Here is a 26731-nt window from a genome sequence, read left to right as displayed (position 1 = left end):
ATGACACAAGATAATAAATTACAGGTTGAAGCAATTAAGCGCGGCACGGTAATCGATCATATCCCGGCGCAGATTGGTTTTAAGCTGCTGTCGCTGTTTCGCCTGACGGAAACCGATCAGCGCATCACCATCGGCCTGAACCTGCCCTCCGGCGAGATGGGCCGCAAAGATCTGATCAAAATTGAAAACACGTTTCTGACGGACGATCAAATCAACCAGCTGGCGGTTTACGCGCCGCATGCTACGGTGAACCGCATCGATAACTACGACGTGGTCGGCAAAATTTCGCCGACGCTGCCGGACACCATCGAACGCGTGCTGATCTGTCCCAACAGCAACTGCATCAGCCGCAGCGAGCCGGTCAACTCCAGCTTTGCGGTGAAAAAACGTAACGATAACGTGCAGTTAAAGTGCAAATACTGCGAGAAAGAGTTCGCGCGTCACGTGGTCATGGCGAACTGGTAATCAGCTTCGGGCGGCTTATAATGGGGCGGATCCGGGCTTTTACCGGCCTCATTTAATATGGAGAAATTATGTCTCGCGAAATCAGCACCGAAAACGCACCGGCGGCTATCGGCCCCTACGTGCAGGGCGTCGATCTGGGCAGCATGATCATCACTTCTGGCCAGATCCCGGTCGATCCTAAAACCGGCAGCGTGGCAGAAGACGTTACCGCGCAGGCTCGTCAGTCGTTGGAAAACGTCAAGGCCATCGTGGAAGCGGCAGGCCTCAAGGTAGGCGACATCGTTAAAACCACGGTATTTGTGAAGGATCTTAACGATTTTGCTACCGTGAACGCGGCCTATGAAGCTTTCTTTACCGAGCACCAGGCCAGCTTCCCGGCACGCTCCTGCGTAGAAGTGGCCCGCCTGCCAAAAGATGTCAAAATCGAGATCGAAGCGATCGCCGTACGTCGCTAAAGCCTTTTCCTCTCCCGTCGGGAGAGGAAAGTTTTCCCCGGCCGTCAGTTTTTATTCTCTCTTTGTGCGCCTTTCGGCCTCGCCTAAAAAATTTTCACTGCGCCCGTATCTCCACTTGCCAGTTAATAGCTAACCTTAGGAAAGAACAAAAAGGCGATAACAGCGCAAACGGACCTTTTATATCGGGATTGAGCAATGACTAAAAATCCACCGTGGTGGCAGAACGGCGTTATCTATCAAATTTATCCCAAGAGTTTCCAGGACACTACCGGCAGCGGAACGGGCGATCTGGCCGGCGTGATCCAACATCTGGACTACCTGAAAAAGCTGGGCGTGGACGCCATCTGGCTGACGCCGTTTTATATCTCGCCGCAGGTAGACAACGGCTACGACGTGGCGAACTACACCGCCATCGATCCGTTATTTGGCACGCTTAACGACTTTGATAACCTGGTGGAAGAAACCCACCGGCGCGGGATGCGGCTGATCCTGGATATGGTGTTTAACCACAGCTCCACCCAGCACCACTGGTTTCACGAAGCGCTGGATCCCGAAAGCCCCTATCGCTCCTACTACATCTGGCGCGACGGCACGCCGGCCGAGCCGCCAAACAACTGGCAGTCGAAGTTTGGCGGCCATGCCTGGCGCTGGCACCCGGAGAGCAACCAGTACTATATGCACCTGTGGGCGCCGGAACAGGCCGATCTCAACTGGGAAAACGATAATCTGCGCGCCGAGCTGAAGCAGATCGTTAATTTCTGGGCCGATCGCGGCATCGACGGGCTGCGGCTGGACGTGGTGAACCTGGTTTCCAAGGACCAGGATTTTCCCAACGATCCCAACGGCGACGGGCTGCGGTTCTATACCGACGGGCCGCGCATCCACGAATATATGCGCGAAATGAGCCGCGACGTGTTCCGTCCGCGTGAATTGATGACGGTAGGCGAAATGTCTTCCGCCACGCTGGAGCACTGCCAGCAGTACGGTTCGCTGGAGGGCGAAGAGCTGTCGATGGTGTTCAGCTTCGATCACGTCGAGGTCGATTTCTTTAACGGCCAGAAATGGACGCTGACGCCGCTGGATCTGGTGGCGCAGAAGGCTATCTTCACCCACTGGCAGCATGGCATGCATAACAAGGCCTGGAACGCGCTGTTCTGGTGTAATCATGACCAGCCGCGCGTGGTTTCGCGCTGGGGCGACGAGGGGCAATATCGCGTTCAGTCGGCGAAGATGCTGGCGCTGGTGCTGCACGGGATGCAGGGCACGCCTTATATTTTCCAGGGCGAAGAGCTGGGTATGACCAACCCGCATTTCACCCGCATCCTGGACTATCGCGATATCGAAAGCCACAACATGTACGCCGAACTGCGCTCGCAGGGACGCGACAGCGATAACCTGCTGGAGATCCTCGCCAGCAAATCGCGCGACAACGGCAGAACGCCGATCCCGTGGCACGCGGGAGAAAACGGCGGCTTCACCAGCGGCACGCCGTGGATCGGCATGTGTGACAATATGGAAACGATAAACGCAGAAGCGGCGCTGGCTGATGAAAACTCGGTGTTTTACGCCTATCAGAAGCTGATCCAACTCAGGAAAGCCTATCCGATCCTGACCTGGGGCGATTACCTCGATCTGCTGCCGGATCACGCTTATCTGTGGTGCTACTGCCGCCGCTTCGAGAAAGAGGTGCTGGTGGTGGCTGCTAACTTCAGCGGCGAAACGCAGGTCTGGCACCCGCCGGCCTACAGCGGTCACTGGGATGTGCTGATCAGTAACTATCCTGATACGCACGTTACCCCTGGCGAGGTGATGCTGCGTCCGTGGGAAGCGGTGTGGTGGTATCAGAAGCGCTGGGACGGCGGCGCCAACAAGGCGTAAACCGCTTCGGTGGCAAGCAGGCTGCGGCGACTACATACGTAGCGCCGCGTTCGGCACAGTCATGACTGACGTTATCGGACATGGCATCTACAAACGTAACGCCACGTTCAGATCAGGCACGGCTGACGTTAGCAGATGCCGCATTTACAGCGGCGCAAACAGCGCGGTCAGGTCTTCGCTGGTAAAACTTGTTGTTTCGCTCAGGTCGTTTTCCAAAATCCCTTCGGCCAGCTCCGCTTTACGCTGCTGTAGCGCAACGATCTTTTCTTCAATACTGCCTGCGGCGATCAGCTTATAGACAAATACCGGCTTGTCCTGGCCCAGACGATAGGCGCGATCCGTAGCCTGATTCTCTGCCGCCGGATTCCACCAGGGATCGTAATGGATCACCGTATCGGCCGCCGTCAGGTTCAGGCCCACGCCGCCCGCCTTCAGGCTGATTAAAAACACCGGGACTTCGCCGTTCTGGAAGCGGCGTACCGGCTCGCTGCGATCGCGCGTGCTGCCGGTCAGGATCACGTAGGGAATACGCGCCTTCTGTAACTCTTCCGCAATCAGCGACAGCATGGTGGTGAACTGAGAGAAGATCAGGATACGGCGATCTTCCGCCAGCAGATCGCTGAGCATCTCCCGCAGCAGCGCCAGCTTGGCCGACTGTTTAACTCTGGTCGTTTTGTCGCTGTCGATCAGCCGTGGATCGCAGCAGATCTGCCGCAGCTTCAGCAGCGCATCCAGCACCAGCAGATGGCTGCGTCCCGCGCCCTGCTGCTCTACCGCCAGCTTTACGCGATCCTGCATTGCGCCGCGTACTTTTTCGTAAAGCTCGCGCTGCGCGCCTTCCAGCTCTACCGAGCGCACAATGGTGTTCTTCGGCGGCAGCTCTTTCGCCACTTCCTGCTTGCGACGACGCAGCATAAAAGGCCGCACGCGCTTAGCCAGCAGCTCGCGCCTGACCCGATCGCCGTCGCGCTCAATGGGAATACGCCACTCCTGGGTAAAAGCTTTTTCGCTGCCCAGAAAACCGGGCAGCAGGAAATCAAACTGCGACCAAAGTTCACCCAGGTGGTTTTCCAGCGGCGTGCCGGTCAGGCAAAGCCGGTAGCGCGACTTTAACGTGCGGATCACCGAGGCGGCCCGCGACGCGCTGTTTTTCACGTACTGCGCCTCGTCCAGGATCAGCAGATGATAGCTGTGGCCCAGCAGCTGCGGCTGATCGCGCCACAGCAGCGAATAGGTGGTCAGCACCACGTCATAGTGCTCAATGCGATCGTAAAAGGATTTTCGCTGCGGCCCGGTCAGCGCCAGCATTTTTAACGTCGGCGCAAAGCGGCTGGCTTCCTGCATCCAGTTATACACCAGCGTGGTCGGCACCACGATCAGCGCCGGACGATCCAGCCTGCCCGCTTCTTTCTCCAGCAGCAGGTGCGCCAGCGTCTGAATGGTTTTTCCCAGCCCCATATCGTCGGCCAGCACGCCGGACAGATTATTGGCGCGCAGGAACTGCATCCAGCTGATGCCCTGGAGCTGATAGTCGCGCAGCCGGGCCTCAAGACCGGCAGGCGGCGCAACGGGCTGGATCCCTTTCCCCGCCCTCAGGCTCTCCGCCAGCTGCAGGACGCCGTTGTCGCCGTTAAACTGCCAGCGGCCCGTTTCGCTTAGCGCCGTCAGCCTGCCGGCCTCGTAAGGCGCGATACGCAGCGGTGCGGCTTCATCCTGCGCCAGCAGATCGGCCAGGCTGCCCACCAGCGTTTTCAGGCGACCGGCGCCAATATGCAGTCGTTCGTTACGTTCGCTGCGCAGCTCTACCGTTTCGTTATCGGCTATTACCGAAAGGTCGCTGGACAGCCAGCGGCGATCCTGACGGAACAGCCCCGCCAGCAGCGGCCGCATATTCACCTTATACGCACCGGTGTTGGCCTCTATCTCCAGCGCATACCAGCCATCCTGCTGCTGCACGGCGCGGCCATCGATGGCCGCAATTTCCGTAATGTTCCAGGTAAAATCATCGTCCACGCTGGTTTGCCAGCCGCGCTTGCGCAGGTCGGGAAGCACATGATGGATAACATCGCGCCACTGTTCGGGCATGTCCGGGGCGAAAATAGCAGGCGGCAGCGGCGCTGAATGCGGCGTATAGATATGGCCGGAAGGAATGGTCTTCAGCCCGGCGGCGTTAAGCTCGCTTAGCCAGCGCTGCTCCTGCTCCATCCGGCGGCTGACGCGGAAAAGCCTGCCGTGACGATCGGGAAAGTCTTCGCCGCTGCTGCCAGCTGGCACAAGAATACCGGCGTAGTCAAAATGCACCGCGGCAAAATCGAGCCGTTTCTGTCGATGTCCGTAACGGCCAAAACCGCTGATAAATTTCGCGCGCGATTCCAGCCGTAGCATGGGCTGCGGCTCGGCAGTCACCAGCGCGGGCGCGGAGGCGGCCTTGTTGACGGGCTGACGTTGCAGCCAGGCCAGCATGACCGCAGCCGCATGGCGGCAGTTGTTTTTAACCGGACAGGTGCATTCGCCGCTGGCGTGCAGTTTGCCCTGTGGCCGGCTGAAATGCACCATAACCTGAAAAGGTTCGATTTTTCTGCCGGGCACCTCGCCGGTCAACAGATTGTTCTGCCATTGCAGGTGCTGCGCTTTATCCACCAGCTCTTTTGCTCTGGCCACGGTGCGCGCGCCCAGCCAGCGGCTCACCTGTTTTTCGTTGTACGTTACAGAAGACATCAGTCTGTATCCCGGAATGGCCTGAGCAGATAACCGCTTTGCGTAACAGGCAATAATATGAAGTCCGGGCGGGTGATTGCAACTCCGGAAAGGCGCTGAACGTGCGAAAATCGATTAATCACGCTGCCTTCATCCTGCACAGAACGATTTTTGCGCGTTCGGAAAAATGGCCAGCGGCTTAAGTGTCTGACATTGCGTCACCCTTTTGCGATCTTTGTTCCAAATCAAAAACCAGGCGGTTAAATCGCAGGAAAGCACAACATATAGATACTATCATGCCACACTATACCTATATGTAGATATTGAAACAGGGATACGCTATGGCTTCATTAGTGATTAAACGGGACGGCTGCCGCGCGCCTTTTGAGCAAGCACGCATTCTGGAGGCGATAAAAGGCGCGGCCAGCGCGGCGGCTATTCATGATGATGATTACTGCGCGCAGGTGACCGAACACATCTGTCGGCAGCTGACGCAGGAAGAAGTGGATATCCATGTTATTCAGAACACCGTCGAAAACGCGCTGATGCCCGGCCCCTATCCCGCGCTGGCCCGAACCTATATAGAATATCGTCACGACCGCGATATTGCCCGCGAGCTGCGCGGCAAGCTGAATAAGGCGATCCGTGGGCTGGTCGAGCAAAGCAACCCGGCGCTGCTGAACGAAAACGCCAATAAAGACAGTAAGGTGATCCCCACGCAGCGCGATCTGCTGGCCGGTATCGTAGCCAAACACTATGCCACCCAGCATATCCTGCCGCGCGACGTGGTGCTGGCTCACGAGCACGGCGAAATTCACTATCACGACCTGGACTACTCGCCCTTCTTCCCGATGTTCAACTGCATGCTGATCGATCTTAAAGGCATGCTGACCCAGGGCTTTAAGATGGGCAACGCCGAGATAGAGCCGCCTAAATCGATCTCGACCGCTACCGCCGTGACCGCGCAGATTATCGCTCAGGTTGCCAGCCATATTTATGGCGGCACCACTATTAACCGGATTGACGAGGTGCTGGCGCCTTTTGTCGAGGCAAGCCGGGAAAAACATCGGCAGGCGGCGCGTAAATGGCAAATTGCCGATGTGGAAGCCTACGCGCAGAGCTGCACGGAGAAGGAGTGCTTCGACGCCTTCCAGTCGCTGGAGTATGAGGTGAATACGCTGCATACCGCCAACGGCCAGACGCCTTTTGTGACCTTTGGCTTCGGCCTTGGCACCAGCTGGGCGGCGCGGCTGGTGCAGCAGTCCATTCTGCGCAACCGCATTGCCGGACTGGGGAAAAACCATAAAACGGCGGTGTTCCCCAAGCTGGTCTTCGCCATCAAAGAGGGGCTGAACCGCTCGCCGGGCGACGCCAATTACGATATCAAACAGCTGGCGCTGGAGTGCGCCAGCAAGCGCATGTATCCCGATATCCTTAATTATGAGCAGGTGGTGAAAGTGACCGGCTCGTTTAAAACGCCGATGGGCTGCCGCAGCTTCCTGGGCGTGTGGGAAGAGAACGGCGAACAGGTGCATGAAGGGCGTAATAATATCGGCGTGATTAGCCTGAATCTGCCGCGCATCGCGCTGGAGGCGGCAGGTGATGAAGCTCGCTTTTGGGATCTGCTGGACAGCCGTCTGCGGCTGGCGAAAAAAGCGCTGATGACCCGTATCGCCAGGCTGGAAAACGTCAAAGCGCGCGTGGCACCGATCCTCTATATGGAAGGCGCCTGCGGCGTGCGGCTGAAGGCAGACGATAACGTGGCGGAAATTTTCAGACACGGACGCGCTTCGATCTCGCTGGGCTATATCGGCATTCATGAAACCATTAACGCCCTGAGCGGCGGCAAAACCCATCTTTACGATGATGCGGAGCTGCGGCGCAAGGCGCTGGCTATCGTCAGCCGCCTGCGCGAAACGGTCGAGGCCTGGAAAGAGGAAACCGGCTACGGCTTCAGCCTTTACAGCACGCCAAGCGAGAACCTGTGCGACCGCTTCTGCCGTCTGGATCGCGCGCAGTTCGGCATCGTCAAAGGCGTGACCGACAAAGGCTACTATACCAACAGCTTTCATCTTGACGTCGAGAAGAAGGTTAACCCCTACGACAAAATCGATTTCGAAGCGGCCTATCCGCCGCTCGCCAACGGCGGTTTTATCTGTTACGGCGAATATCCCAATATCCAGCATAACCTGAAGGCGCTGGAGGATGTCTGGGACTACAGCTACAGCCGCGTGCCCTATTACGGCACCAATACCCCGATCGACGAATGCTACGAGTGCGGCTTTACCGGAGAGTTTGACTGCACCAGCAAGGGCTTTACCTGCCCCAAATGCGGCAACCACGATCCTGAACGCGTTTCCGTCACCCGGCGCGTCTGCGGCTATCTGGGCAGCCCGGACGCGCGGCCGTTCAACGCCGGCAAGCAGGAGGAAGTGAAGCGCCGCGTTAAGCATCTGGCCGCAGGCCAGCTGGGGTGAATATTCATCAATATTACCCGGTCGATATCGTTAACGGGCCGGGTACGCGCTGCACGCTGTTCGTGGCCGGCTGCGAGCACCAGTGCGTCGGCTGCTATAACAAAAGCACCTGGCGGCTCTATTCCGGCTATCCCTTTACCGTGCAAATGGAAGAGCAGCTGATTGCCGATCTGAACGATACGCGCATCCCGCGCCAGGGTCTGTCGCTGTCGGGCGGCGATCCGCTGCATCCGGCTAACGTGGCCGATATTTACCGGCTGGTACAACGGGTGCGTCGCGACTGTGCGGGAAAAGATATCTGGCTGTGGACGGGCTACTGTCTGGCGGAGCTGAGCGCAGAGCAGCGCCGTGTGGTAGAGCTGCTCGACGTGCTGGTGGACGGTAAATTTATTGAGGCGCTGCGCGATCCGGCGCTGCGCTGGCGAGGCAGCAGCAATCAGGTTATCCACTATCTGCGCTAAGGACGGCGCGGCTTGCTTATCCCGTTCGCCTTTCCCGGCACGGCTAAATCTTATTTACCGACGCGGGCGGGACGCTGTAAATATCGAACTGACCGCTCCATGCGGAGCAGCTACTCACAGTGTTTGCAGATCGCTGACGCAGCGGTCACATTACTATGCCGTTTCGGTCGCGCTTACCGCGCGTGCGGGATCGCTGACGACTCGATGACGGTGACCTCCTGCCGTGCTGGCGCAAAAGCTTCGCGCAGCATCACGGCGGCGACGTCTCTGGCGGCAACGGCGCGCCAGTTGCCCGGCAGCAGACGAAACAGCGGCGCCATCAGCGACTCGCCCGCGCGGCTGTTTTCTCTTTCGCCCAGCAGCAGCGACGGCCGGATTAAGGTCAGGCGCGGCCAGCCCTGCTTTTGCAGCGCGTTCTCCATCTCGCCCTTCACCCGATTGTAGAAGAAAGGCGAATGCATATTTGCGCCATGCGCGCTGACCACCAGCAGATGTTTGGCGCCGAGCCGCTGACCGGCAATGGCCGTATCCACCACCAGCGCATAGTCGACGTGGATAAAGGCCGCCTTGCTGCCCGCCTCGCGCCGCGTGGTGCCCAGACAGCAAAAGACAATATCCAGCGGCGTTTGCAGCGGGCCCAGCACGTCGGTGAGATCGGCCTCCACCAGGTTAGTTACCTTGTTCATCTCCGGCAGCTTACGTCTTGTTGGCGCCACGATCTCGCTGACGCGCGGATCGTCAATCAGCAGGCGCAGAAGATGTTGTCCCACCAGGCCGGTCGCACCGGTAATCAGTACTCTCATCCGTTTCTCCTTTTTACTGAGTGTAGCCTTCGCCTCCCAAAGCGGTTAGCGGCAGCTAACTCCCCCCTGTAATCAGTAACATGCAGCGCATTACTTCGACGCGGCTTGATTTTTCAGTGTTTTCAACCAGGCTTAACTGACTTCACAATAATAACCGGAGGAAAAGATGAGCAAGAAGATTGCTGTCCTGATCACTGATGAATTCGAAGACTCCGAATTTACTTCGCCAGCCGAAGCCTATACCAAAGCTGGCCACCAGGTTGTGACTATTGATAAAAAAGCGGGCGTCACCGTCACCGGCAAGCAGGGTAAAGCCCAGGTGAAGATCGATAAAGATATCGACCATGTAAACGTGGACGACTTCGACGCGCTGCTGCTGCCGGGCGGTCATTCGCCGGATAGCCTGCGCGGCGACGATCGCTTTGTAAACTTCACCAAAGCCTTTGTGGATGCCGGTAAGCCGATCTTCGCTATCTGCCACGGCCCACAGCTGCTGATTAGCGCCAACGCCACGCGAGGCCGCAAAATGACCTCGGTGAAGGCTATCGCTATCGATCTGAAAAATGCCGGTGCCGACTTCTACGACAAAGAAGTGGTGGTGGACAACGACAAGCTGGTCACCAGCCGTACGCCGGACGACCTGCCTGCGTTCAACCGTGAATCGCTGCGCATTCTCGAAACCGTTTGAGAGTAGCGGCCAGGTTCGCCTGGCCGTTCTTTTATTCCCGCCGCCAGCTCAGCTTTTTGCCAAATCCCAACGCGTTATCCACCATTTTCAGCTCGCTGACGGCAATTTCCCAAAGGGGCGCTGAAGCTGCCGCCGCGACCGGAAATCGTTTGATATAGGCCCTACGTGCTTTCTCTTCTGCCGCCCCCGTCAACAGGCTGACCTGCCCCGTATACTGCACGCCTTTGATTAACATCACCGACTTCGGCTGGCCGTTAATCGTGCCTGCAACCTGCGGATCGCGGACAAACTGGCTGCCGTGACGCGTTTTCTCCTCCGTCATCAGCCAGAACGCAACGTTCTCTGCATCAAAGACATAAAAACAGTTGGCGCACCAGACGGGGCTACCGCCGCACACCGACAGCACATGCTGCTTTTGTAAATAGCGGGTGATGGCCTGTAACGGCTCTGGTTCGGACATGATGACTCCCTGAAAACTACGCAAAAAACCTTTCGCGCCGTGCGCGAGCTGATAAACTTTCGGCCACGACTGGCGACGGGCAATAACGGATGGCAACACAGGCAACAGCGCCATGGCACCTTTATATCGTGCAGACAGCAGGCGGCGCGCTCTATACCGGCATTACTAATGATGTGCCGCGACGCTTTAAGCAGCATCAGGCGGGCACGGGCGCGAAGGCGCTGCGCGGCAAAGGGCCGCTGACGCTGCTGTTTCACTGCGAAGCGGGCGACCGCGCCAGCGCCTCCAGGCTGGAATACCGGATAAAGCAGCTGAAACGGCAGGAAAAAATCAGGCTGGTGACGCACCAGCCTGTTTCACTTGAAGCCTGGCTGACCGATCTTACTGGCGGTTAAACGGCGCCGCGAAATCGATCTGGCCTTCCACGCCGCTAAAAGCATCATCCGCCAGCTTGTAGACCTGGAAAGCGGCTTCACCGCCCTGCCAGCGGCAGCGTAGCTGATGGCGGGCGGCCGGTTCAAAACCGTAGCGCCCGTAATAGTCGGGATCGCCCACCACCACTACGGCGGCGTAGCCGAACTCGTTAAGCGTATCCAGCCCCTCGTAAATCAGCTGCTTGTCTAACGGCTGGTCGCGTACGCTTTCATCCACCACCAGCGGCGCCAGGCCTACCCACTGCTTGTCTTCGCCATTCAGGGTGACCGGGCTGAAGGCTGCATAGCCCAGCACCTGTCCTTCATCATCGGTCGCCACAATGCCCAGCGTCAGTAAGCCATCTTCACGCAGCTGCTGTACCAGCTCCGCCTCTGCGGAGGTGGGAAAGCTGCGGCGCAACAAACTGTCTATGCTGGCCGCATCGACGCCGATTTCCGTACGAATTAACATGTTACACCTGCGCGATCTGCTGTCGCAGCCGCGTCCTCAGTCAGTCCTGCCTCAATAAAATCAGCCAGCTGCATCAATCCGATTCGCAGCGGCTTCGGCATAGTCTCAAGCTCGATAGCATCCATCAGATTTTTGACTTCCAGCCCCAGCTCGGTATCGCCTTCAATCACCAGCCGACGCTGAAAAAATAGCGTATCCGGATCGCGCCGACGCGCCGCCACCAGCAGCAGGTCGTTGACGTCGCCGCGAAACCACACATCCGCCTCGGCCCGATCGGCCACCCGTAACGCGCCCTGCTCAACGGTGGTTGCCCAACTCAGCCCCAGATCGCGGATTTCAACACCTAACCAGTGCCCCTGCAAAAAGTTTAACTCACCTTCCGCCAGTGCATAGTGAAATTGCCAGCTCAGCAGCTGCTGCAAAAAATGTTTTTTAGCGGCAAAGGGGGCAAATTGTAGCGGCAGACGCAGCCACTGCGGGCCTTTGCGAACCAGCTGCGCGCGTAACGGGTTAAGCACCATTATCACTCCTTCAGATAAAATTTCAGCTATTTTGCCATATTGCAGGATCCTGTAAGGCAGATGGATCAACAAAGTGCGCAAACCTTGCCGGCTTCGTCATAAAAATTATGGCGATCGTTACGCTTTTCACTGCCCTGCATCAAAAAATGGCACGGTGGAGAAGCGTAAACTTCTTTGTTCTCTTGCTTACGGGATCTTATATGGAACTGCTTTGTCCTGCCGGCAATCTACCGGCCCTGAAGGCGGCCATCGCCAGCGGCGCAGATGCTGTCTACGTTGGGCTGAAAGATGATACCAACGCCCGTCATTTCGCCGGCCTTAACTTCACGGCAAAACGGCTGGAAGAGGCCGCTCGCTACGTTCATCAGCATAGACGCAAACTGCATGTTGCGATTAATACTTTCGCCCATCCATCCGGCTATGCCCGCTGGGAAAATGCCATAGACAGCGCGGCCGACGCGGGCGTGGACGCACTGATCCTGGCCGATATCGCCATGCTGGAATACGCAGCAAGCCGCTATCCTCACATCGAGCGACACGTTTCCGTGCAGGCTTCGGCCACCAACAGCGAAGCGATAAAATTCTATCAGCGCCATTTTGACGTTGCGCGCGTAGTGCTGCCGCGCGTGCTTTCCGTGCATCAGGTTCGCCAGCTTGCCCGCACGTCGCCCGTGCCGCTGGAAGTGTTCGCTTTCGGCAGCCTGTGCATTATGGCCGAAGGTCGCTGCTACCTCTCTTCCTGGCTGACCGGCGAGTCGCCTAATACCGTAGGCGCCTGCTCGCCCGCCCGTTTTGTTCGCTGGCAGCAAACGCCAGACGGGCTGGAATCCCGCCTGAATAACGTGCTGATTGACCGCTACGGCGCTCAGGAAAACGCCGGCTACCCTACGCTGTGCAAAGGCCGTTATAAGGTGGAGCAGACGGCTTACCACACGCTGGAGGAGCCGACCAGCCTGAACACGCTTGAGCTGCTTCCCACGCTGCTGGGCATGAATATCGCCTCGGTGAAAATCGAAGGCCGTCAGCGCAGCCCGGCCTATGTGCAGCAGGTGACGCAAATCTGGCGACAGGCAATCGATCGCTGCAAGGCCGATCCGCAGAATTTTGCCGTGCAGCAGCACTGGATGGCCGCGCTCAGCGCCCTGAGCGAAGGGACGCAAACCACGCTGGGTGCTTATCATCGTCAATGGCAGTAGGAAAAATCATGAAGTATGCGTTAGGGCCGGTGCTTTGGTACTGGCCGAAAGAAGATCTGTTCGCTTTCTACCAGGCCGCCGCCGCCAGCCAGGCGGACATTATCTATGTGGGCGAGGCGGTGTGCAGCAAACGCCGCGCCGTTAAATTTGCCGACTGGATGGCGCTGGCGAAAGAACTGGTCGGCGCGGGCAAGCAGGTTGCGCTAAGCACGCTGGCGCTGGTTGAGTCGCCTTCCGAGCTGACCGAGCTGAAGCGCTATGTCGATAACGGCGAATTTCTGATTGAAGCCAACGATATGGGCACGGTGCATATGGCCGCGGAAGCGGGCCTGCCTTTTGTCGCCGGTCATGCGCTGAACTGTTATAACGCCATGACGCTGCGCCTGCTGCATAAGCTGGGTATGGTGCGCTGGTGTATGCCGGTCGAGCTTTCGCGCGACTGGCTCTGCGCGCTGTTAGCCCAGTGCGAAGAGCTGGGGATCCGCGGCCGGTTCGACGTAGAGGTGCTGGGGTACGGCTATCTGCCGCTGGCGCTCTCCGCCCGCTGCTTTACCGCCCGCGCAGAAGATCGCAGCAAAGACGATTGCCAGACCTGTTGTATTAACTACCCTCACGGCAGAGCGGTGCGCTCTCAGGAAGATCAGCAGGTGTTTGTGCTGAACGGTATCCAGACCATGAGCGGCTACTGCTATAATTTGGGGAACGATCTGGTTTCCATGCAGGGATTGGTGGACATTGTCCGTTTCTCACCGCAGGGAACCGACACGCTGGAAGTGATAAATGCCTTTCACGCTAATGAAACGGGCCATGCGCCGTTAACGCTGATTGACCAGCAGCACTGCAACGGCTACTGGCGGCAAATGGCCGGTCTGACGCTGGTGGAGTAACGCGCCGTCGGCCAGCCGCCATTTCGTTTAGCGCAGTAGAGGCACACTTATCTTTCTTCACGTCCCGGGCTCGCGTAAAGTGCTGCAAATTGCCAATCCGCTTTCCTGAAGATCGCTTAGGCTGTGTATTTGCGCAGGCGCGTAGCCTGGAAATAAAGTGAGCGATTATGTCTGATAAAAAAACTGCCTCTCTGTCCGTGCTCGATCTGGCCCCGATCCCTCAGGGCGCGACCGCGCGTGACGCTTTTCATACCTCGCTGGCGATGGCGCAGCAGGCGGAACAACTGGGTTTCAACCGCTACTGGCTGGCTGAACACCACAATATGACCGGCATCGCCAGCGCGGCGACGTCGGTGCTGATCGGCTATCTTGCCGCTAATACCAGCACGCTACGGCTCGGCTCTGGCGGCGTGATGCTGCCAAACCACGCACCGCTGGTGATTGCCGAGCAGTTCGGTACGCTGGAATCTCTCTATCCGGGACGCATTGATTTAGGCCTGGGACGCGCGCCCGGCTCCGATCAGCGCACCATGATGGCGCTGCGTCGGCATATGGGCGGTCACGTGGATAACTTCCCGGCCGACGTGGCGGAGATAGTCGGCTGGTTCGACGCTGAACAGGGCGAGGCGCCTGCCGTTCAGCCGGTGCCGGGCCTGGGCCTGAAAATCCCCGTCTGGCTGCTTGGCTCCAGCCTTTACAGCGCCCAACTCGCGGCGAAGCTGGGCCTGCCGTTCGCTTTCGCCTCGCATTTTGCGCCCGAGATGCTGTTCCAGGCGCTTCACCTTTATCGCGAAAACTTTAAGCCTTCGGCTCGCCTGGCGCAGCCGCACGCGATGGTTTGCGTTAACGTGGTCGCCGCCGACAGCGAGCGCGATGCCCGTTTCCTGTTTACCTCCATGCAGCAGCAGTTCGTCAATCTGCGTCGCGGTCAGCCGGGCCCGCTGCCTGCGCCGGTGGAAAATATGGATAACCTGTGGTCGCCTTCCGAGCAGTATGGCGTGCAGCAGGCGTTAAGCATGTCGATTGTCGGCGATCTGGATAAAGTGCGTCACGGCCTGTCTGCACTGATGCGGGAAACCCAGGCGGATGAAATCATGGTAAACGGCCAGATTTTTGATAAAGAGGCGCGGCTGCGCTCGTTTGCGCTGGCCATGGAAGCCTACCGCTCGCTGTAACAAAAATGGCGGGGGAAGCCATTCCCTCGCCCGCTGTTAAAACGATTCCCGCCTGACGTACTCGCCCCGCTGCAACTATTCGCTTTCTTAAAGGCAAAAAAAATGCCGGTCACTTTTCAGTGACCGGCATCAGACTGGCTAGCAGTGATTAGGCATCACGACGACGAGTCGGCGCTGCGCCGTCTTCACGACGTGGTGCACGACCGTCACGGCTGAAGCCGCCCGGACGACGCTCGCCGCTACCGCTGCGCTCGTTGCTGAAACGACGACCGCCTTCGCTACGTCCGCCTTCGCTACGCGCGCCGCCGAAACCGCCGCGACCTGGCGCACCGCTACCGCGACGCTCACCGCCACGATCGTTGCTGCGAGGCTGCGCATCACCAATCAGCTGCATATTCATCGGCTTGTTCAGAATACGCGTGCGGGTGAAATGAGACAGAATGTCGCCCGGCATGCCTTTTGGCAGTTCGATAGTTGAGTGCGTACCAAACAGCTTGATGTTGCCGATGTAGCGGCTGCTGATATCGCCTTCGTTAGCGATAGCGCCAACGATATGACGAACTTCAACGCCGTCATCACGACCCACTTCGATACGGTAAACTTCCATATCGCCAACGTCACGACGTTCACGACGTGGACGATCGCCATCACGGGCTTCGCGAGGACCACGGTCCGGACGGTCGCCGCGACGATCGTCACGCTCTTTGAACTCACGACGCGGACGTGGAGCCGGATCTGCCGGTACGATCAGCGGACGTTCGCCCTGCGCCATTTTCAGCAGCGCGGCAGCCAGCGTTTCGATATCCAGCTCTTCTTCCGCAGGCTGCATTTTGCTCAGCAGCGCACGGTACTGTTCCAGATCGCTGCTTTCCAGCTGCTGCTGAACTTTAGCAGCGAACTTGGCCAGACGACGCTGACCCAGCAGCTCTGCATTTGGCAGCTCTACTTCAGGAATAGTCAGCTTCATGGTGCGTTCGATGTTACGCAGCAGACGACGCTCGCGGTTCTCAACGAACAACAGCGCACGGCCGGCACGACCTGCACGACCGGTACGGCCGATACGGTGAACGTAAGATTCGGCATCCATTGGGATGTCGTAGTTCACAACCAAGCTGATACGCTCAACGTCCAGACCACGTGCCGCTACGTCGGTAGCGATCAGAATATCCAGACGGCCGTCTTTCAGACGCTCCAGGGTCTGCTCACGCAGCGCCTGATTCATATCGCCGTTCAGGGCCGCACTGTTATAACCGCTGCGCTCCAGCGCTTCGGCCACTTCCAGCGTGGCGTTTTTGGTGCGCACGAAGATAATCGCCGCATCAAAATCTTCCGACTCCAGGAAGCGTACCAGCGCGTCGGTCTTACGACCGTAAGCGGTCCAGTAGCTCTGGCTGATATCAGGACGCGTGGTCAGGCTTGACTGAATACGCACTTCCTGTGGATCTTTCATGAAGCGTTTGGTGATACGACGAATCGCTTCTGGCATGGTGGCAGAGAACAGCGCGGTCTGATGATCGGCCGGGATCTGCGCCATAATCGTTTCAACGTCTTCGATGAAGCCCATACGCAGCATTTCATCGGCTTCGTCCAGCACCAGGCCGCGCAGGTTAGAAAGGTCTAACGTGCCGCGTTTCAGGTGGTCCAGCAGACGACCAGGCGTACCCACAACAACCTGTGGACCCTGGCGCAGCGCACGCAGCTGTACGTCGTAACGCTGGCCGCCGTAAAGGGCCACTACGTTAAGACCGCGCATGTGTTTAGAGAATTCAGTTACGGCTTCCGCAACCTGAACCGCCAACTCACGAGTTGGTGCCAGCACCAGGATTTGTGGCGCTTTCAGGTTGCTGTCAATGTTGTGTAGCAGTGGCAGCGAGAACGCTGCGGTTTTGCCGCTACCGGTCTGTGCCATACCCAATACGTCACGGCCCGCCAGCAGATGTGGGATACACTCTGCCTGGATCGGAGATGGCTTAACATAGCCCATGCCGTTAAGTGATTCGAGGATGGATTCGTTCAGACCCAGGTCAGCAAAAGTGGTTTCAATTTCAGTCATGTAGTACACGTGCCTCTTAGATTGCGGCGGCCAGTCTACATAACTCGTCGTGAAAACATTCAGTCATTTTCATCAAAAAGTGTGAACCGGCTCAAATTAGTGGTTTCGACGAACAAGAAAGCCCTCACCCGTGAAGATGATGACATTTCAAAAATCAGGCAAAAAAAGTTCGTCAGCTATTGCTGGTCAGATTCTGATAAATCGTCTTGTGTCTGGCCGAGTAGCGCCAGCTCCAACAATGCATATCGGTGCTCAACAAAGTTATGGACGTTGTTGGCAACCGTCAGCTTGAACAACGCTTCTGCGTTGTCCTTCTCCCCCAGACTTAGGTAGTGCTTACCTAAATAGAAGTTGGTTTCACTGAGATGTTCAGCGAGCGAGGTGTTATCCGTTGCGTCCGCCTTGAGCCTCTCCATCAGCGTTTTTTCGCTGATACGGCCCAGGTAGAACTCGACAATATTCCATCCCCATTGGTCTCTGTCCGCCTTATCGTAACGCTGCTTCAGCGCCACTTCTGCCTTGTCGGCGCTCATCTCACGTTCATCGAGATAGAGCCACAGGCTGCGGAAAGGATCGTTAGGATCGTCTTGATAAAACGCCAGCAGATCATCTTGCGCTAGTTTAAATCTTCCACCGTAGTAGAGTGCGATTCCGCGATTTAAACGCGCGTAATTGTAAGTTGGATCAAGCTCAAGTACAGAATCAAACGCTTCGTAGGCAGCATCAAAATTGCCTGCCTGCGTCAGATATATGCCTAAGTAATTGAATACTTCCGGCATATCCGGTCTGACAGACAGCGCTTGTGAAAAATCATTTCGCGCCAGTGCTCTCAAACCTAAACTATCATACAACACTCCGCGCTCATATAACAGCTGTGCGCGTTCATCATCGGTTAATGCCCGACTGGCAAGTATTTGTTCCATGCGCGCCAGGATCACTTCCTGCTGCAACGTAGGCTGTAGCGGAACAGCCAAAACCTCGTTGTTACGCCAATCCGGGTTGCTGCATCCTGCCAGCGTTAAAGCTGTCGCAACGAAACACCAGCGCAAAAAAGGCTTCATTCACCACTCCCAAATACAAACAATGGGATGATCATCCTTTCATCCGCCTGCCGTGCACAAGGTGTCGTCCTGTCCTCGCGATGGAACAGCTCTTCGCGTCGCCGCGAAGAGCTTAGTGTGCTGCTTATTCTGCTGAAGCTTCTGGCGCAGGCGCCGCAGCCGCTTCCGGCTCGGCCGCTTCCTTGATGCTCAGGCGCACGCGGCCCTGACGATCAACTTCCAGAACTTTCACCGGGACTTCCTGGCCCATCTGCAGATAGTCAGTGACTTTCTCAACGCGCTTGTCGGCGATTTGAGAAATGTGCACCAGACCTTCTTTACCGCCGCCGATAGCGACGAAGGCGCCGAAGTCGACGATGCGGGTCACTTTACCGTTGTAAATGCGGCCCACTTCGATTTCTGCCGTGATCTCTTCGATACGGCGGATAGCGAACTTCGCTTTGTCACCGTCGGTCGCAGCGATTTTCACGGTACCGTCATCTTCGATTTCGATGGTGGTGCCGGTCTCTTCGGTCAGCGCACGAATAACAGAACCGCCTTTACCGATCACGTCTTTGATCTTGTCCGGGCTGATCTTGATGGTATGGATGCGCGGAGCAAACTGCGAGATATCGCCGCGTGGCGTGCTGATAGCCTGTTCCATTACGCCCAGGATATGCAGACGCGCGCCTTTAGCCTGGTTCAGCGCCACCTGCATGATTTCGCGGGTGATGCCTTCGATTTTGATGTCCATCTGCAGCGCGGTGATGCCTTCACGGCTACCGGCTACTTTGAAGTCCATGTCGCCCAGGTGATCTTCATCGCCCAGGATATCTGACAGCACAACAAAGTTATCGTTGTCTTTAACCAGACCCATCGCGATACCGGCTACGGCCGCTTTGATCGGCACGCCCGCGTCCATCAGCGCCAGTGAAGCGCCGCATACGGAAGCCATAGACGATGAACCGTTGGATTCGGTGATTTCTGACACTACACGTACGGTGTACGGGAACGCGTCGCCTTTCGGCATTACGGCCAGCACGCCGCGCTTCGCCAGACGACCGTGACCAATTTCACGACGCTTAGGCGAGCCAACCATACCGGTTTCACCCACGGAGTACGGAGGGAAGTTGTAGTGGAACAGGAAGTTGTCGGTGCGTTCACCCATCAACTCGTCCAGGTTCTGTGCGTCACGCGCGGTGCCCAGCGTCGCCGTTACCAGCGCCTGAGTTTCGCCACGGGTAAACAGCGCGGAGCCGTGAGTACGCGGCAGCACGCCGGTGCGCACGTCCAGACCACGGATCATATCTTTTTCACGACCGTCGATACGCGGCTCACCACGCAGAATGCGGCTACGCACCACGTTCTTTTCCAGACCGTGCAGGATATCGCTGATTTCGCCTTCGTCCAGGCTTGCGTCTTCCGCCAGCAGCGCCGCTGTGGTTTCAGATTTGATCACGTCAACCTGAGCGTAACGCTCCTGTTTTTCGGTGATGCGGTAAGCGTCGCTCAGACGGGATTCGGCCAGCGCGGCGATGCGGCTGTTCAGCGCTTCGTTAACCGCTTCCGGCTGCCATTCCCAGCGAGGTTTGCCCGCTTCGGCAACCAGTGCCTTAATGTTTTCGATAACAACCTGCTGCTGCTCGTGGCCAAATACCACGGCGCCCAGCATCTGATCTTCGCTCAGCAGTTCCGCTTCGGATTCCACCATCAGCACGGCACCTTCGGTACCGGCAACAACCAGATCCAGCTTGCTTTCTTTCAGCTCGTCGGTGGTTGGGTTCAGCACGTACTGGTCGTTGATGTAACCCACGCGGGCAGAGCCGATTGGGCCGTTGAAAGGAATACCGGACAGGCTCAGCGCGGCAGAAGCGCCGATCATCGCTACGATATCAGGGTTAACCTGTGGGTTAACGGAAACCACGGTGGCAATCACCTGGACTTCGTTAACAAAACCTTCCGGGAACAGCGGGCGAAGCGGGCGGTCAATCAGACGCGCAATCAGCGTTTCGCCTTCGCTTGGACGGCCTTCACGACGGAAGAAGCTGCCCGGGATACGACCAGCAGCGTAGGTACGCTCCTGATAGTTGATGGTCAGAGGGAAAAAGTCCTGACCCGGCTTGGCTTTTTTCTGGCCAACTACGGTTACAAATACAGCGGTGTCGTCCATGCTGACCATAACGGCAGCGGTGGCCTGACGAGCCATCATACCGGTTTCAAGCGTGACGGTATGCTGACCATACTGGAATTTTTTTACGATCGGATTCAGCAAAATAATGTCCTTAACGTTCCTGGCAAGAGCTTTCTCCTGCCGTGACTCTTAAATCTTCATTGCATCCTCGCGACTAATGACAACCCTAATCCCTTATGGGACAAAGCCTCTCATTAGCCGCGCGAATCTCTGCAACTGAAGATCACACTCAGCAACAATACAATAGTTTGGCCTGGATTGCTGCCGCCCGACTGAAAAAAGGGGCCATAAAGGCCCCTTTTTAGCGAAACTCGCACAAATCTGCCTTTTTCCCCCTTTTCCTTCGTCGGACGACGAAAGCGAGGAGAGCAGACTGTAAGACTTAGCGACGCAGACCCAGACGCTCGATCAGGCTGGTGTAACGTGCAACGTCTTTACGCTTCAGGTAATCCAGCAGCTTACGACGCTGTGAAACCATGCGCAGCAGACCGCGACGGCTGTGGTGGTCTTTTTTGTGCTCAGAGAAGTGACCCTGCAGATGGTTAATCTGAGCGGTCAGCAGAGCAACCTGAACTTCGGTAGAACCACTGTCGTTAGCATCACGGCCGTAATCAGCAACGATCTGCGCTTTGTTTTCTGCACTTAGAGACATTTTACTACTCCAAATTTTAAGATAAATGTACAGGCGCCGATCTCTAATTCAGCCACCCAATGTAAAGCCGCGCCATTCTACTCTGAGCCTGAGGCTTTCGCAAATGATGCATCGGAATATTCTACAACCAGCCGACGCGGCGCAACGCGGCCATCTTCCGCCACTTCCGCCATGCCGATAAACTGACGCGCCTCGCCTTCCGTGACGCGCACCAGCCCCGAGTCCGGCACGTTCGCCGCATGCACCGGCATGCCCTGTTTAAAGTAAGCCGCCGCGCTGACAGGCAGGTTTACCTCAGGATAAGCCGCCGCCGGGCTGTCCATCGGCATCAGCAACGGGTCGAGCAGCTCTGCCGCCGGACGCTCGTTACGCACGGCCTCTTCGCTAAGTGCCTGCAGCTGCTCCAGCGTGACCATTGCGTCGATCGGATAGGTCGCGACCTGCAAACGACGCAGGAAAATCACGTGCGCACCGCAGCCCAGCATTTCGCCTAAATCGTCCGTAATGGTGCGGATGTAAGTGCCTTTTGAGCAGTGGATTTCCAGCTCCAGCTCGTCGCCTTCAAGGCGAATAAATTTTAGTTCGTAAACGGTAATGCTGCGTGCTTCACGCGGAACTTCAATGCCTTCACGCGCATATTCATAGAGCTTGCGCCCCTGATACTTGAGCGCCGAATACATTGACGGCACCTGCTGCGTTTCGCCACGAAAGCTATCCAGCGCGGCGTCAAGCTGCGCCTGCGTGAAGTTCACCGGCCGTTCGCTGATGATCTGACCGTCCGCATCCGAAGTATCGGTACGCTGGCCTAACCGCGCGATCACGCGATAGCGCTTGTCGGAATCGAGCAGATAGCGGGAAAACTTCGTCGCTTCGCCCAGGCATATTGGCAGCATACCGGTCGCCAGCGGATCGAGCGCGCCCGTATGGCCCGCGCGGTTGGCGTTAAACAGCCGCTTAACTTTTTGCAGCGCGTCGTTAGACGACAGGCCGCCGGGCTTGTCCAGCAGCAGGACACCGTGAATATCGCGTCCGCGACGACGAGGACGACTCATTACTCCTCCTTGTCGTCTTCCGCAGGGCCACGGCGCTCGGCGTCGTTGCGAACCACGTTAGTGACAAGGTTAGACATGCGCATCCCTTCAACCAGCGAGTTGTCGTAGAAGAAGGTCAGTTCAGGCACGATACGCAGGCGCATCGCTTTGCCCAGCAGGGAGCGGATATAGCCGGAAGCGTCGCCCAGCGCGCGCAGGCCGCCTTTGATGGCGTCTTCGTCTTTATCGTTTAAAAAGGTAACGAACACTTTTGCATAGGCCAGGTCGCGGGAGACTTCCACGCCGGAAACCGTGACCATCATGCCCAGACGCGGATCTTTGATCTCACGCTGTAAAATAATCGCGATCTCTTTCTGCAGTTCCTGGGAGACGCGCTGCGGGCGACCGAATTCTTTCGCCATAATTATTCTCTCCAAATAAATACGGGAGGCGCAAAGGCCTCCCGAACAGGTTGGTCAGGCAACCATTAAGCGATGGTACGCTGGATTTCGATGATCTCGAAGACTTCGATCATATCGCCAACACGCACATCGTTGTAGTTCTTCACGCCGATACCACATTCCATGCCGTTACGGACTTCGTTAACGTCATCCTTGAAGCGGCGCAGGGATTCCAGCTCGCCTTCATAGATAACCACGTTGTCGCGCAGCACGCGGATTGGGTTGTGACGCTTAATGTTGCCTTCCGTCACCATACAGCCGGCAACCGCGCCAAACTTAGGTGATTTGAACACGTCACGCACTTCGGCCAGGCCGGTGATCTGGTGCTTGTATTCCGGCGCCAGCATACCGCTCATCGCCTGCTTCACTTCGTCAATCAGGTTATAGATGACGGAGTAGTAACGCAGATCCAGGCTTTCTGAATCGATCACGCGGCGCGCGGACGCGTCGGCACGAACGTTAAAGCCTACCAGGATGGCGTTGGAAGCCGCAGCCAGCGTGGCGTCGGTCTCGGTGATACCACCTACGCCGGAGCCAACGATTTTCACTTTCACTTCGTCAGTGGAAAGCTTCATCAGCGAGTCGGCGATAGCTTCGACAGAACCCTGTACGTCCGCTTTCAGCACGATGTTCAGCTCGGAAACTTCGCCTTCGGTCATGTTAGCAAACATGTTCTCCAGCTTGGATTTCTGCTGACGCGCCAGCTTAACTTCACGGAATTTGCCCTGACGATAGAGCGCCACTTCACGCGCTTTCTTCTCGTCACGCACCACGGTCGCTTCATCACCGGCAGCAGGCACGCCTGACAGGCCCAGGATTTCGACCGGGATCGAAGGACCCGCAGTCAGCACTTCGCGGCCCAGCTCGTCACGCATCGCACGCACACGGCCATACTCGAAGCCGCACAGCACGATATCGCCTTTGTTCAGCGTACCTTCACGTACCAGCACGGTAGCAACAGGGCCGCGACCTTTATCCAGGAAGGATTCGATCACGACGCCGCTGGCCATACCCTGACGAACAGCGGTCAGCTCCAGGACTTCAGCCTGCAGCAGGATAGCGTTCAGCAGGTCGTCGATACCGGTTCCGGCTTTCGCGGAAACGTTAACGAACATGTTCTCGCCGCCCCACTCTTCCGGAATGATACCGTACTGAGTCAGTTCGTTTTTAACGCGATCCGGATCGGCTTCTGGCTTATCGCACTTGTTCACCGCAACCACAACCGGCACTTTCGCCGCTTTGGCGTGCTGGATAGCTTCGATGGTCTGTGGCATCACGCCGTCATCGGCGGCGACAACCAGGATAACGATATCCGTTGCCTGAGCACCACGAGCACGCATTGCGGTAAACGCGGCGTGGCCAGGGGTATCCAGGAAGGTCACCATACCGTTGTCGGTTTCGACGTGGTAAGCACCGATGTGCTGGGTAATGCCGCCCGCTTCGCCAGAGGCGACTTTAGTGGAGCGAATGTAGTCCAGCAGTGAGGTTTTACCGTGGTCAACGTGGCCCATGATGGTCACGACCGGCGCACGGGATTCCATGGCCGCATCGGTATCACGATCGCTCATTACCGCTTCTTCCAGCTCGTTCTCGCGGCGCAGCGTCACTTTGTGACCCATCTCTTCCGCGACCATCTGGGCAGTTTCCTGATCGATAACCTGGTTGATGGTGGCCATAGCGCCCATTTTCATCATCGCTTTGATGACCTGGGAGCCTTTCACCGCCATCTTGTTAGCCAGTTCCGCTACGGTGATGGTTTCACCGATAACCACGTCACGGTTAACAGCCTGAGCCGGCTTGTTGAAGCCCTGCTGCAGCGTACTCTTACGCTTGCCGCCTTTACCGCCACGGAATTGCGCACGCGCTTCTTCACGGTCGGTTTTCGCTTCGGAATGCTTGTTGCCTTTCTTACGCTGTGGGGCTTTAGCCGGACGAGCAGCGCGAGTGCGGCGATCGCCTTCAACCTGCGCATCGTTCTCGTCTTCTGCCGCACGGGCGTGGGTAGAGGTGGTCACGTGATAGTCAGAAGTGTCTTCCACTTCTTTCTCCGCTTCCGCCCATTCTGAACCTTTTTCTTCCGCCATTTTACGGGCCTCTTCCGCTACGCGCTTCGCTTCTTCTTCGATCTTGCGACGCGCTTCTTCTTCAGCTTTACGCTTCAGTTCAGCGGCTTCCGCTTCACGACGGGCTTTATCAGACTGTTGATTGCGGGTCATATCGTCGGTTTGTTGGTTGCTCACTTTGTCTTTTTCCGCTGCTTCACGCCTGGCTTTCTCTGCCGCCTCACGTTTAGCCTGCTCCTCGGCTTCACGCTGCGCTTTTTCTTGAGCTTCGCGCTGGGCTTTTTCTTCAGCCTCGCGACGAGCCATTTCTTCCGCTTCGCGCTGTGCCTGCTCTTCTGCTTCTGCCTGAGCGGCTTCTGCAGGATCGCCTTTTACATAGGTGCGTTTTTTGCGGACTTCGATTTGCACCGATTTACTTTTACCGCCGGTGCCCGGAATATTCAAGGTGCTGCGCGTTTTGCGCTGTAAGGTCAGTTTACCAGAACCGCCATTGTTGTCGCGATTCAGGTGCGTCAGGAGCGTCTCTTTTTCCTGCTGGGTCACAGAGTCGGTTTCAGACTTGCGGATCCCTGCATCAGCAAATTGCTGTACCAGGCGTTCTACCGGTGTCTGAATCTCTGCCGCCAGCGATTTTACAGTTACATCTGTCATGCTGTTCCTTCCTGCTACAGTTTATTACGCGTCGTCGCCGAACCAGCAGATATTTCGTGCAGCCATAATCAGCTCGCCGGCCCTTTCGTCGTTCAGGCCTTCAATATCTGTCAGATCGTCAACACCCTGCTCGGCAAGATCTTCCAGCGTGCAAACGCCAATCGCTGCCAGCTTAAATGCCAGCTCACGGTCAAGACCTTCCAGGTTCAGCAGATCTTCTGCCGGCTGTTTGTCGCCCAGACTCTCGGCTTTTTCCAGAGCAAGGGTGGTTAACGCATTTTTCGCACGATCGCGCAGCGCTTCTACTGTCTCTTCATCCAGACCGTCGATTTCCAACAGCTCGTTGATAGGCACGTATGCCAGCTCTTCCAGAGAAGAGAAGCCTTCTTCAACCAGCACGGTTGCGAAATCTTCATCAATATCGAGATGTTTGGTAAAGACGTCGATGGCAGCGTGGGCTTCAGCCTGGTGCTTGGCCTGCAGATCGTCGACCGTCATCACGTTCAGCTCCCAGCCACTCAGCTGCGAAGCCAGACGCACGTTTTGGCCGTTACGGCCAATCGCCTGAGCCAGATTTCCGGCTTCTACGGCGATATCCATGGTGTGATTATCTTCATCCACCACGATAGAGGCGACGTCCGCCGGGGCCATCGCATTGATCACGAACTGCGCAGGATTGTCATCCCACAGCACGATATCAATACGTTCGCCACCCAGCTCGCTGGACACCGCCTGAACTCGCGCACCGCGCATACCCACGCAGGCGCCGACCGGGTCGATACGCTTGTCGTTGGTTTTTACGGCGATCTTGGCACGGGAGCCTGGATCGCGCGCGGCAGCTTTAATCTCAATCACTTCTTCAGCAATTTCCGGCACTTCAATGCGGAACAGTTCGATTAGCATCTCCGGTTTGGAGCGCGTAACGAACAGCTGTGCACCACGCGCTTCCGGCCGTACTGCATAGAGTACGCCGCGGATGCGGTCGCCCGGACGGAAGTTTTCACGCGGCAGCATATCTTCACGAATGATTACCGCTTCCGCATTGGTATTAGAACCATCGGTTGGGCGCACTTCGAGAGAGATGTTGTCGCGGTTCACTTTCTTCACGACGCCGGTGATGATCTCACCTTCCTGCTCGCGGAACTGGTCAACGACCATCGCGCGTTCTGCCTCGCGCACTTTCTGCACGATAACCTGTTTTGCCGTCTGCGTGGTGATACGGTCAAAGGTGACAGATTCGATTTGATCTTCAACATAATCGCCCAGATTCAGCGATTCGTCTTCGAATCGCGCGGCATCCAGGGTGATTTCACGCGTTGGCATGGTGACTTCGTCAACAATGACCCAGCGGCGAAACGTGTCAAAATCGCCGCTTTTGCGATCGATGCTGACGCGGACGTCGATTTCCTGCTCGTACTTTTTCTTGGTAGCCGTGGACAGCGCGCTCTCCAGCGCTTCGAAAATCTTCTCGCGCGGGAGGGATTTCTCGTTCGATACTGCCTCGACTACAGCTAAGATTTCTTTGTTCATCCTGGTATGCC

Annotated in this window: 24 protein-coding genes; 10 read left to right on the top strand and 14 right to left on the bottom strand. The window is 57.0% G+C overall.

Features of this window, described 5'->3' with window-relative positions:
- The 3 genes from pyrI to treC all read left to right on the top strand — a co-directional run bounded on the left by pyrI (position 1) and on the right by treC (position 2798).
- Entirely contained in the window at positions 1 to 465 is a 465-nt protein-coding gene (gene pyrI / locus QZH36_RS08320; protein ID WP_125287136.1) for an aspartate carbamoyltransferase regulatory subunit, read from the top strand.
- Positions 466 to 533: 68 nt separating this feature from the next.
- The gene (ridA, locus tag QZH36_RS08315; protein ID WP_301729962.1) at positions 534 to 920 is read left to right on the top strand and encodes a 2-iminobutanoate/2-iminopropanoate deaminase; all 387 of its coding nucleotides are present in this window, start codon (positions 534 to 536) and stop codon (positions 918 to 920) included.
- 195 nt (positions 921 to 1115) lie between these two features.
- Complete coding sequence (gene treC / locus QZH36_RS08310) at positions 1116 to 2798, top strand: alpha,alpha-phosphotrehalase (RefSeq protein WP_253457968.1); 1683 nt, start codon at positions 1116 to 1118, stop codon at positions 2796 to 2798.
- 144 nt (positions 2799 to 2942) lie between these two features.
- On the opposite strand, the gene QZH36_RS08305 is transcribed toward treC, so the two are convergent.
- Positions 2943 to 5516: a DEAD/DEAH box helicase gene (locus tag QZH36_RS08305; protein WP_253457965.1), complete on the bottom strand. Its 2574-nt coding sequence runs from the start codon at positions 5514 to 5516 to the stop codon at positions 2943 to 2945.
- 320 nt (positions 5517 to 5836) lie between these two features.
- Here QZH36_RS08305 and nrdD point away from each other — a divergent pair, with 320 nt between their 5' ends.
- Complete coding sequence (gene nrdD, locus QZH36_RS08300) at positions 5837 to 7972, top strand: anaerobic ribonucleoside-triphosphate reductase (RefSeq protein WP_301729960.1); 2136 nt, start codon at positions 5837 to 5839, stop codon at positions 7970 to 7972.
- Positions 7969 to 8433 carry an anaerobic ribonucleoside-triphosphate reductase-activating protein gene (nrdG, locus tag QZH36_RS08295; protein WP_253457959.1) on the top strand — a complete coding sequence of 155 codons (465 nt, stop codon included), beginning with the start codon at positions 7969 to 7971 and terminating at the stop codon, positions 8431 to 8433. The genes nrdD and nrdG overlap by 4 nt, the downstream gene beginning before the upstream one ends.
- A 173-nt stretch (positions 8434 to 8606) precedes the next feature.
- On the opposite strand, the gene QZH36_RS08290 is transcribed toward nrdG, so the two are convergent.
- Positions 8607 to 9236, bottom strand: a complete 630-nt coding sequence (locus QZH36_RS08290; protein ID WP_301729959.1) for an NAD(P)H-binding protein — start codon at positions 9234 to 9236, stop codon at positions 8607 to 8609.
- A gap of 166 nt (positions 9237 to 9402) precedes the next feature.
- Between QZH36_RS08290 and QZH36_RS08285 the strand changes: the two genes are divergently transcribed.
- The gene (locus tag QZH36_RS08285) at positions 9403 to 9924 is read left to right on the top strand and encodes a type 1 glutamine amidotransferase domain-containing protein (protein WP_125287129.1); all 522 of its coding nucleotides are present in this window, start codon (positions 9403 to 9405) and stop codon (positions 9922 to 9924) included.
- 31 nt (positions 9925 to 9955) lie between these two features.
- Here the strand turns inward: QZH36_RS08285 and QZH36_RS08280 are convergent, their stop codons facing one another.
- The gene (locus QZH36_RS08280) at positions 9956 to 10384 is read right to left on the bottom strand and encodes a YhbP family protein (protein ID WP_253457955.1); all 429 of its coding nucleotides are present in this window, start codon (positions 10382 to 10384) and stop codon (positions 9956 to 9958) included.
- Between the two features lie 89 nt (positions 10385 to 10473).
- On the opposite strand from QZH36_RS08280, the gene QZH36_RS08275 reads away from it, so the two are divergent.
- Positions 10474 to 10779: a GIY-YIG nuclease family protein gene (locus QZH36_RS08275; RefSeq protein ID WP_253457952.1), complete on the top strand. Its 306-nt coding sequence runs from the start codon at positions 10474 to 10476 to the stop codon at positions 10777 to 10779.
- Here QZH36_RS08275 and QZH36_RS08270 read toward each other — a convergent pair.
- Complete coding sequence (locus tag QZH36_RS08270; RefSeq protein ID WP_253457949.1) at positions 10766 to 11269, bottom strand: GNAT family N-acetyltransferase; 504 nt, start codon at positions 11267 to 11269, stop codon at positions 10766 to 10768. The genes QZH36_RS08275 and QZH36_RS08270 overlap by 14 nt on opposite strands.
- Positions 11263 to 11787 (bottom strand): ubiquinone anaerobic biosynthesis accessory factor UbiT, encoded by a 525-nt coding sequence (gene ubiT, locus QZH36_RS08265; protein ID WP_508825609.1) that lies wholly within the window; start codon positions 11785 to 11787, stop codon positions 11263 to 11265. The genes QZH36_RS08270 and ubiT overlap by 7 nt, the downstream gene beginning before the upstream one ends.
- 203 nt (positions 11788 to 11990) lie before the next feature.
- Here ubiT and ubiU point away from each other — a divergent pair, with 203 nt between their 5' ends.
- The 3 genes from ubiU to QZH36_RS08250 all read left to right on the top strand — a co-directional run bounded on the left by ubiU (position 11991) and on the right by QZH36_RS08250 (position 15048).
- Positions 11991 to 12986: a ubiquinone anaerobic biosynthesis protein UbiU gene (ubiU, locus tag QZH36_RS08260; protein ID WP_253457943.1), complete on the top strand. Its 996-nt coding sequence runs from the start codon at positions 11991 to 11993 to the stop codon at positions 12984 to 12986.
- A gap of 8 nt (positions 12987 to 12994) precedes the next feature.
- A complete protein-coding gene (locus QZH36_RS08255; protein ID WP_301729957.1) occupies positions 12995 to 13873 on the top strand; it encodes a U32 family peptidase in 879 nt (292 codons plus the stop codon).
- A 167-nt stretch (positions 13874 to 14040) separates the two neighbouring features.
- On the top strand, positions 14041 to 15048 hold the full coding sequence (locus tag QZH36_RS08250) for a luciferase-like monooxygenase (protein WP_253457938.1): 1008 nt from the start codon (positions 14041 to 14043) through the stop codon (positions 15046 to 15048).
- Positions 15049 to 15196: 148 nt separating this feature from the next.
- On the opposite strand, the gene QZH36_RS08245 is transcribed toward QZH36_RS08250, so the two are convergent.
- From QZH36_RS08245 to nusA, 9 genes are all read right to left on the bottom strand, one after another.
- On the bottom strand, positions 15197 to 17101 hold the full coding sequence (locus QZH36_RS08245) for a DEAD/DEAH family ATP-dependent RNA helicase (protein ID WP_253457935.1): 1905 nt from the start codon (positions 17099 to 17101) through the stop codon (positions 15197 to 15199).
- A gap of 16 nt (positions 17102 to 17117) precedes the next feature.
- Positions 17118 to 17174, bottom strand: coding sequence for a protein YrbN (gene yrbN / locus QZH36_RS21375; protein ID WP_106382000.1), 57 nt, complete (start codon positions 17172 to 17174; stop codon positions 17118 to 17120).
- Between the two features lie 103 nt (positions 17175 to 17277).
- Complete coding sequence (gene nlpI / locus QZH36_RS08240) at positions 17278 to 18162, bottom strand: lipoprotein NlpI (protein WP_253457932.1); 885 nt, start codon at positions 18160 to 18162, stop codon at positions 17278 to 17280.
- 124 nt (positions 18163 to 18286) lie between these two features.
- Positions 18287 to 20413 (bottom strand): polyribonucleotide nucleotidyltransferase, encoded by a 2127-nt coding sequence (pnp, locus tag QZH36_RS08235; RefSeq protein WP_253457929.1) that lies wholly within the window; start codon positions 20411 to 20413, stop codon positions 18287 to 18289.
- Between the two features lie 301 nt (positions 20414 to 20714).
- Positions 20715 to 20984 carry a 30S ribosomal protein S15 gene (gene rpsO / locus QZH36_RS08230; RefSeq protein ID WP_125287118.1) on the bottom strand — a complete coding sequence of 90 codons (270 nt, stop codon included), beginning with the start codon at positions 20982 to 20984 and terminating at the stop codon, positions 20715 to 20717.
- A 77-nt stretch (positions 20985 to 21061) separates the two neighbouring features.
- Positions 21062 to 22036: a tRNA pseudouridine(55) synthase TruB gene (truB, locus tag QZH36_RS08225; RefSeq protein ID WP_301729956.1), complete on the bottom strand. Its 975-nt coding sequence runs from the start codon at positions 22034 to 22036 to the stop codon at positions 21062 to 21064.
- Positions 22036 to 22437, bottom strand: a complete 402-nt coding sequence (gene rbfA / locus QZH36_RS08220) for a 30S ribosome-binding factor RbfA (RefSeq protein WP_125287116.1) — start codon at positions 22435 to 22437, stop codon at positions 22036 to 22038. Before rbfA ends, truB begins: the two co-directional genes overlap by 1 nt.
- 65 nt (positions 22438 to 22502) lie before the next feature.
- Positions 22503 to 25190, bottom strand: a complete 2688-nt coding sequence (gene infB / locus QZH36_RS08215; RefSeq protein WP_253457923.1) for a translation initiation factor IF-2 — start codon at positions 25188 to 25190, stop codon at positions 22503 to 22505.
- Positions 25191 to 25214: 24 nt separating this feature from the next.
- Complete coding sequence (gene nusA, locus QZH36_RS08210; protein ID WP_253457920.1) at positions 25215 to 26720, bottom strand: transcription termination factor NusA; 1506 nt, start codon at positions 26718 to 26720, stop codon at positions 25215 to 25217.
- Positions 26721 to 26731: the final 11 nt, after the last annotated feature.

This window comes from Erwinia wuhanensis (assembly GCF_030484085.1).
In the GTDB taxonomy this organism is placed as follows: Bacteria; Pseudomonadota; Gammaproteobacteria; order Enterobacterales; family Enterobacteriaceae; genus Erwinia; species Erwinia aeris.
This window is presented reverse-complemented; position numbering and strand designations above follow the sequence as displayed.

Coding starts and splice junctions, on each gene's coding strand:
- QZH36_RS08280 (WP_253457955.1), bottom strand. CDS start 10,384: ATGTCCGAACCAGAGCCGTTACAGGCCATCACCCGCTATTTACAAAAG.
- nlpI (WP_253457932.1), bottom strand. CDS start 18,162: ATGAAGCCTTTTTTGCGCTGGTGTTTCGTTGCGACAGCTTTAACGCTG.
- treC (WP_253457968.1), top strand. CDS start 1,116: ATGACTAAAAATCCACCGTGGTGGCAGAACGGCGTTATCTATCAAATT.
- truB (WP_301729956.1), bottom strand. CDS start 22,036: ATGAGTCGTCCTCGTCGTCGCGGACGCGATATTCACGGTGTCCTGCTG.
- ubiU (WP_253457943.1), top strand. CDS start 11,991: ATGGAACTGCTTTGTCCTGCCGGCAATCTACCGGCCCTGAAGGCGGCC.
- nrdD (WP_301729960.1), top strand. CDS start 5,837: ATGGCTTCATTAGTGATTAAACGGGACGGCTGCCGCGCGCCTTTTGAG.
- QZH36_RS08255 (WP_301729957.1), top strand. CDS start 12,995: ATGAAGTATGCGTTAGGGCCGGTGCTTTGGTACTGGCCGAAAGAAGAT.
- infB (WP_253457923.1), bottom strand. CDS start 25,190: ATGACAGATGTAACTGTAAAATCGCTGGCGGCAGAGATTCAGACACCG.
- QZH36_RS08245 (WP_253457935.1), bottom strand. CDS start 17,101: ATGACTGAAATTGAAACCACTTTTGCTGACCTGGGTCTGAACGAATCC.
- QZH36_RS08285 (WP_125287129.1), top strand. CDS start 9,403: ATGAGCAAGAAGATTGCTGTCCTGATCACTGATGAATTCGAAGACTCC.
- pyrI (WP_125287136.1), top strand. CDS start 1: ATGACACAAGATAATAAATTACAGGTTGAAGCAATTAAGCGCGGCACG.
- QZH36_RS08270 (WP_253457949.1), bottom strand. CDS start 11,269: ATGTTAATTCGTACGGAAATCGGCGTCGATGCGGCCAGCATAGACAGT.
- rbfA (WP_125287116.1), bottom strand. CDS start 22,437: ATGGCGAAAGAATTCGGTCGCCCGCAGCGCGTCTCCCAGGAACTGCAG.
- rpsO (WP_125287118.1), bottom strand. CDS start 20,984: ATGTCTCTAAGTGCAGAAAACAAAGCGCAGATCGTTGCTGATTACGGC.
- QZH36_RS08250 (WP_253457938.1), top strand. CDS start 14,041: ATGTCTGATAAAAAAACTGCCTCTCTGTCCGTGCTCGATCTGGCCCCG.
- QZH36_RS08290 (WP_301729959.1), bottom strand. CDS start 9,236: ATGAGAGTACTGATTACCGGTGCGACCGGCCTGGTGGGACAACATCTT.
- nusA (WP_253457920.1), bottom strand. CDS start 26,720: ATGAACAAAGAAATCTTAGCTGTAGTCGAGGCAGTATCGAACGAGAAA.
- QZH36_RS08305 (WP_253457965.1), bottom strand. CDS start 5,516: ATGTCTTCTGTAACGTACAACGAAAAACAGGTGAGCCGCTGGCTGGGC.
- QZH36_RS08275 (WP_253457952.1), top strand. CDS start 10,474: ATGGCAACACAGGCAACAGCGCCATGGCACCTTTATATCGTGCAGACA.
- ridA (WP_301729962.1), top strand. CDS start 534: ATGTCTCGCGAAATCAGCACCGAAAACGCACCGGCGGCTATCGGCCCC.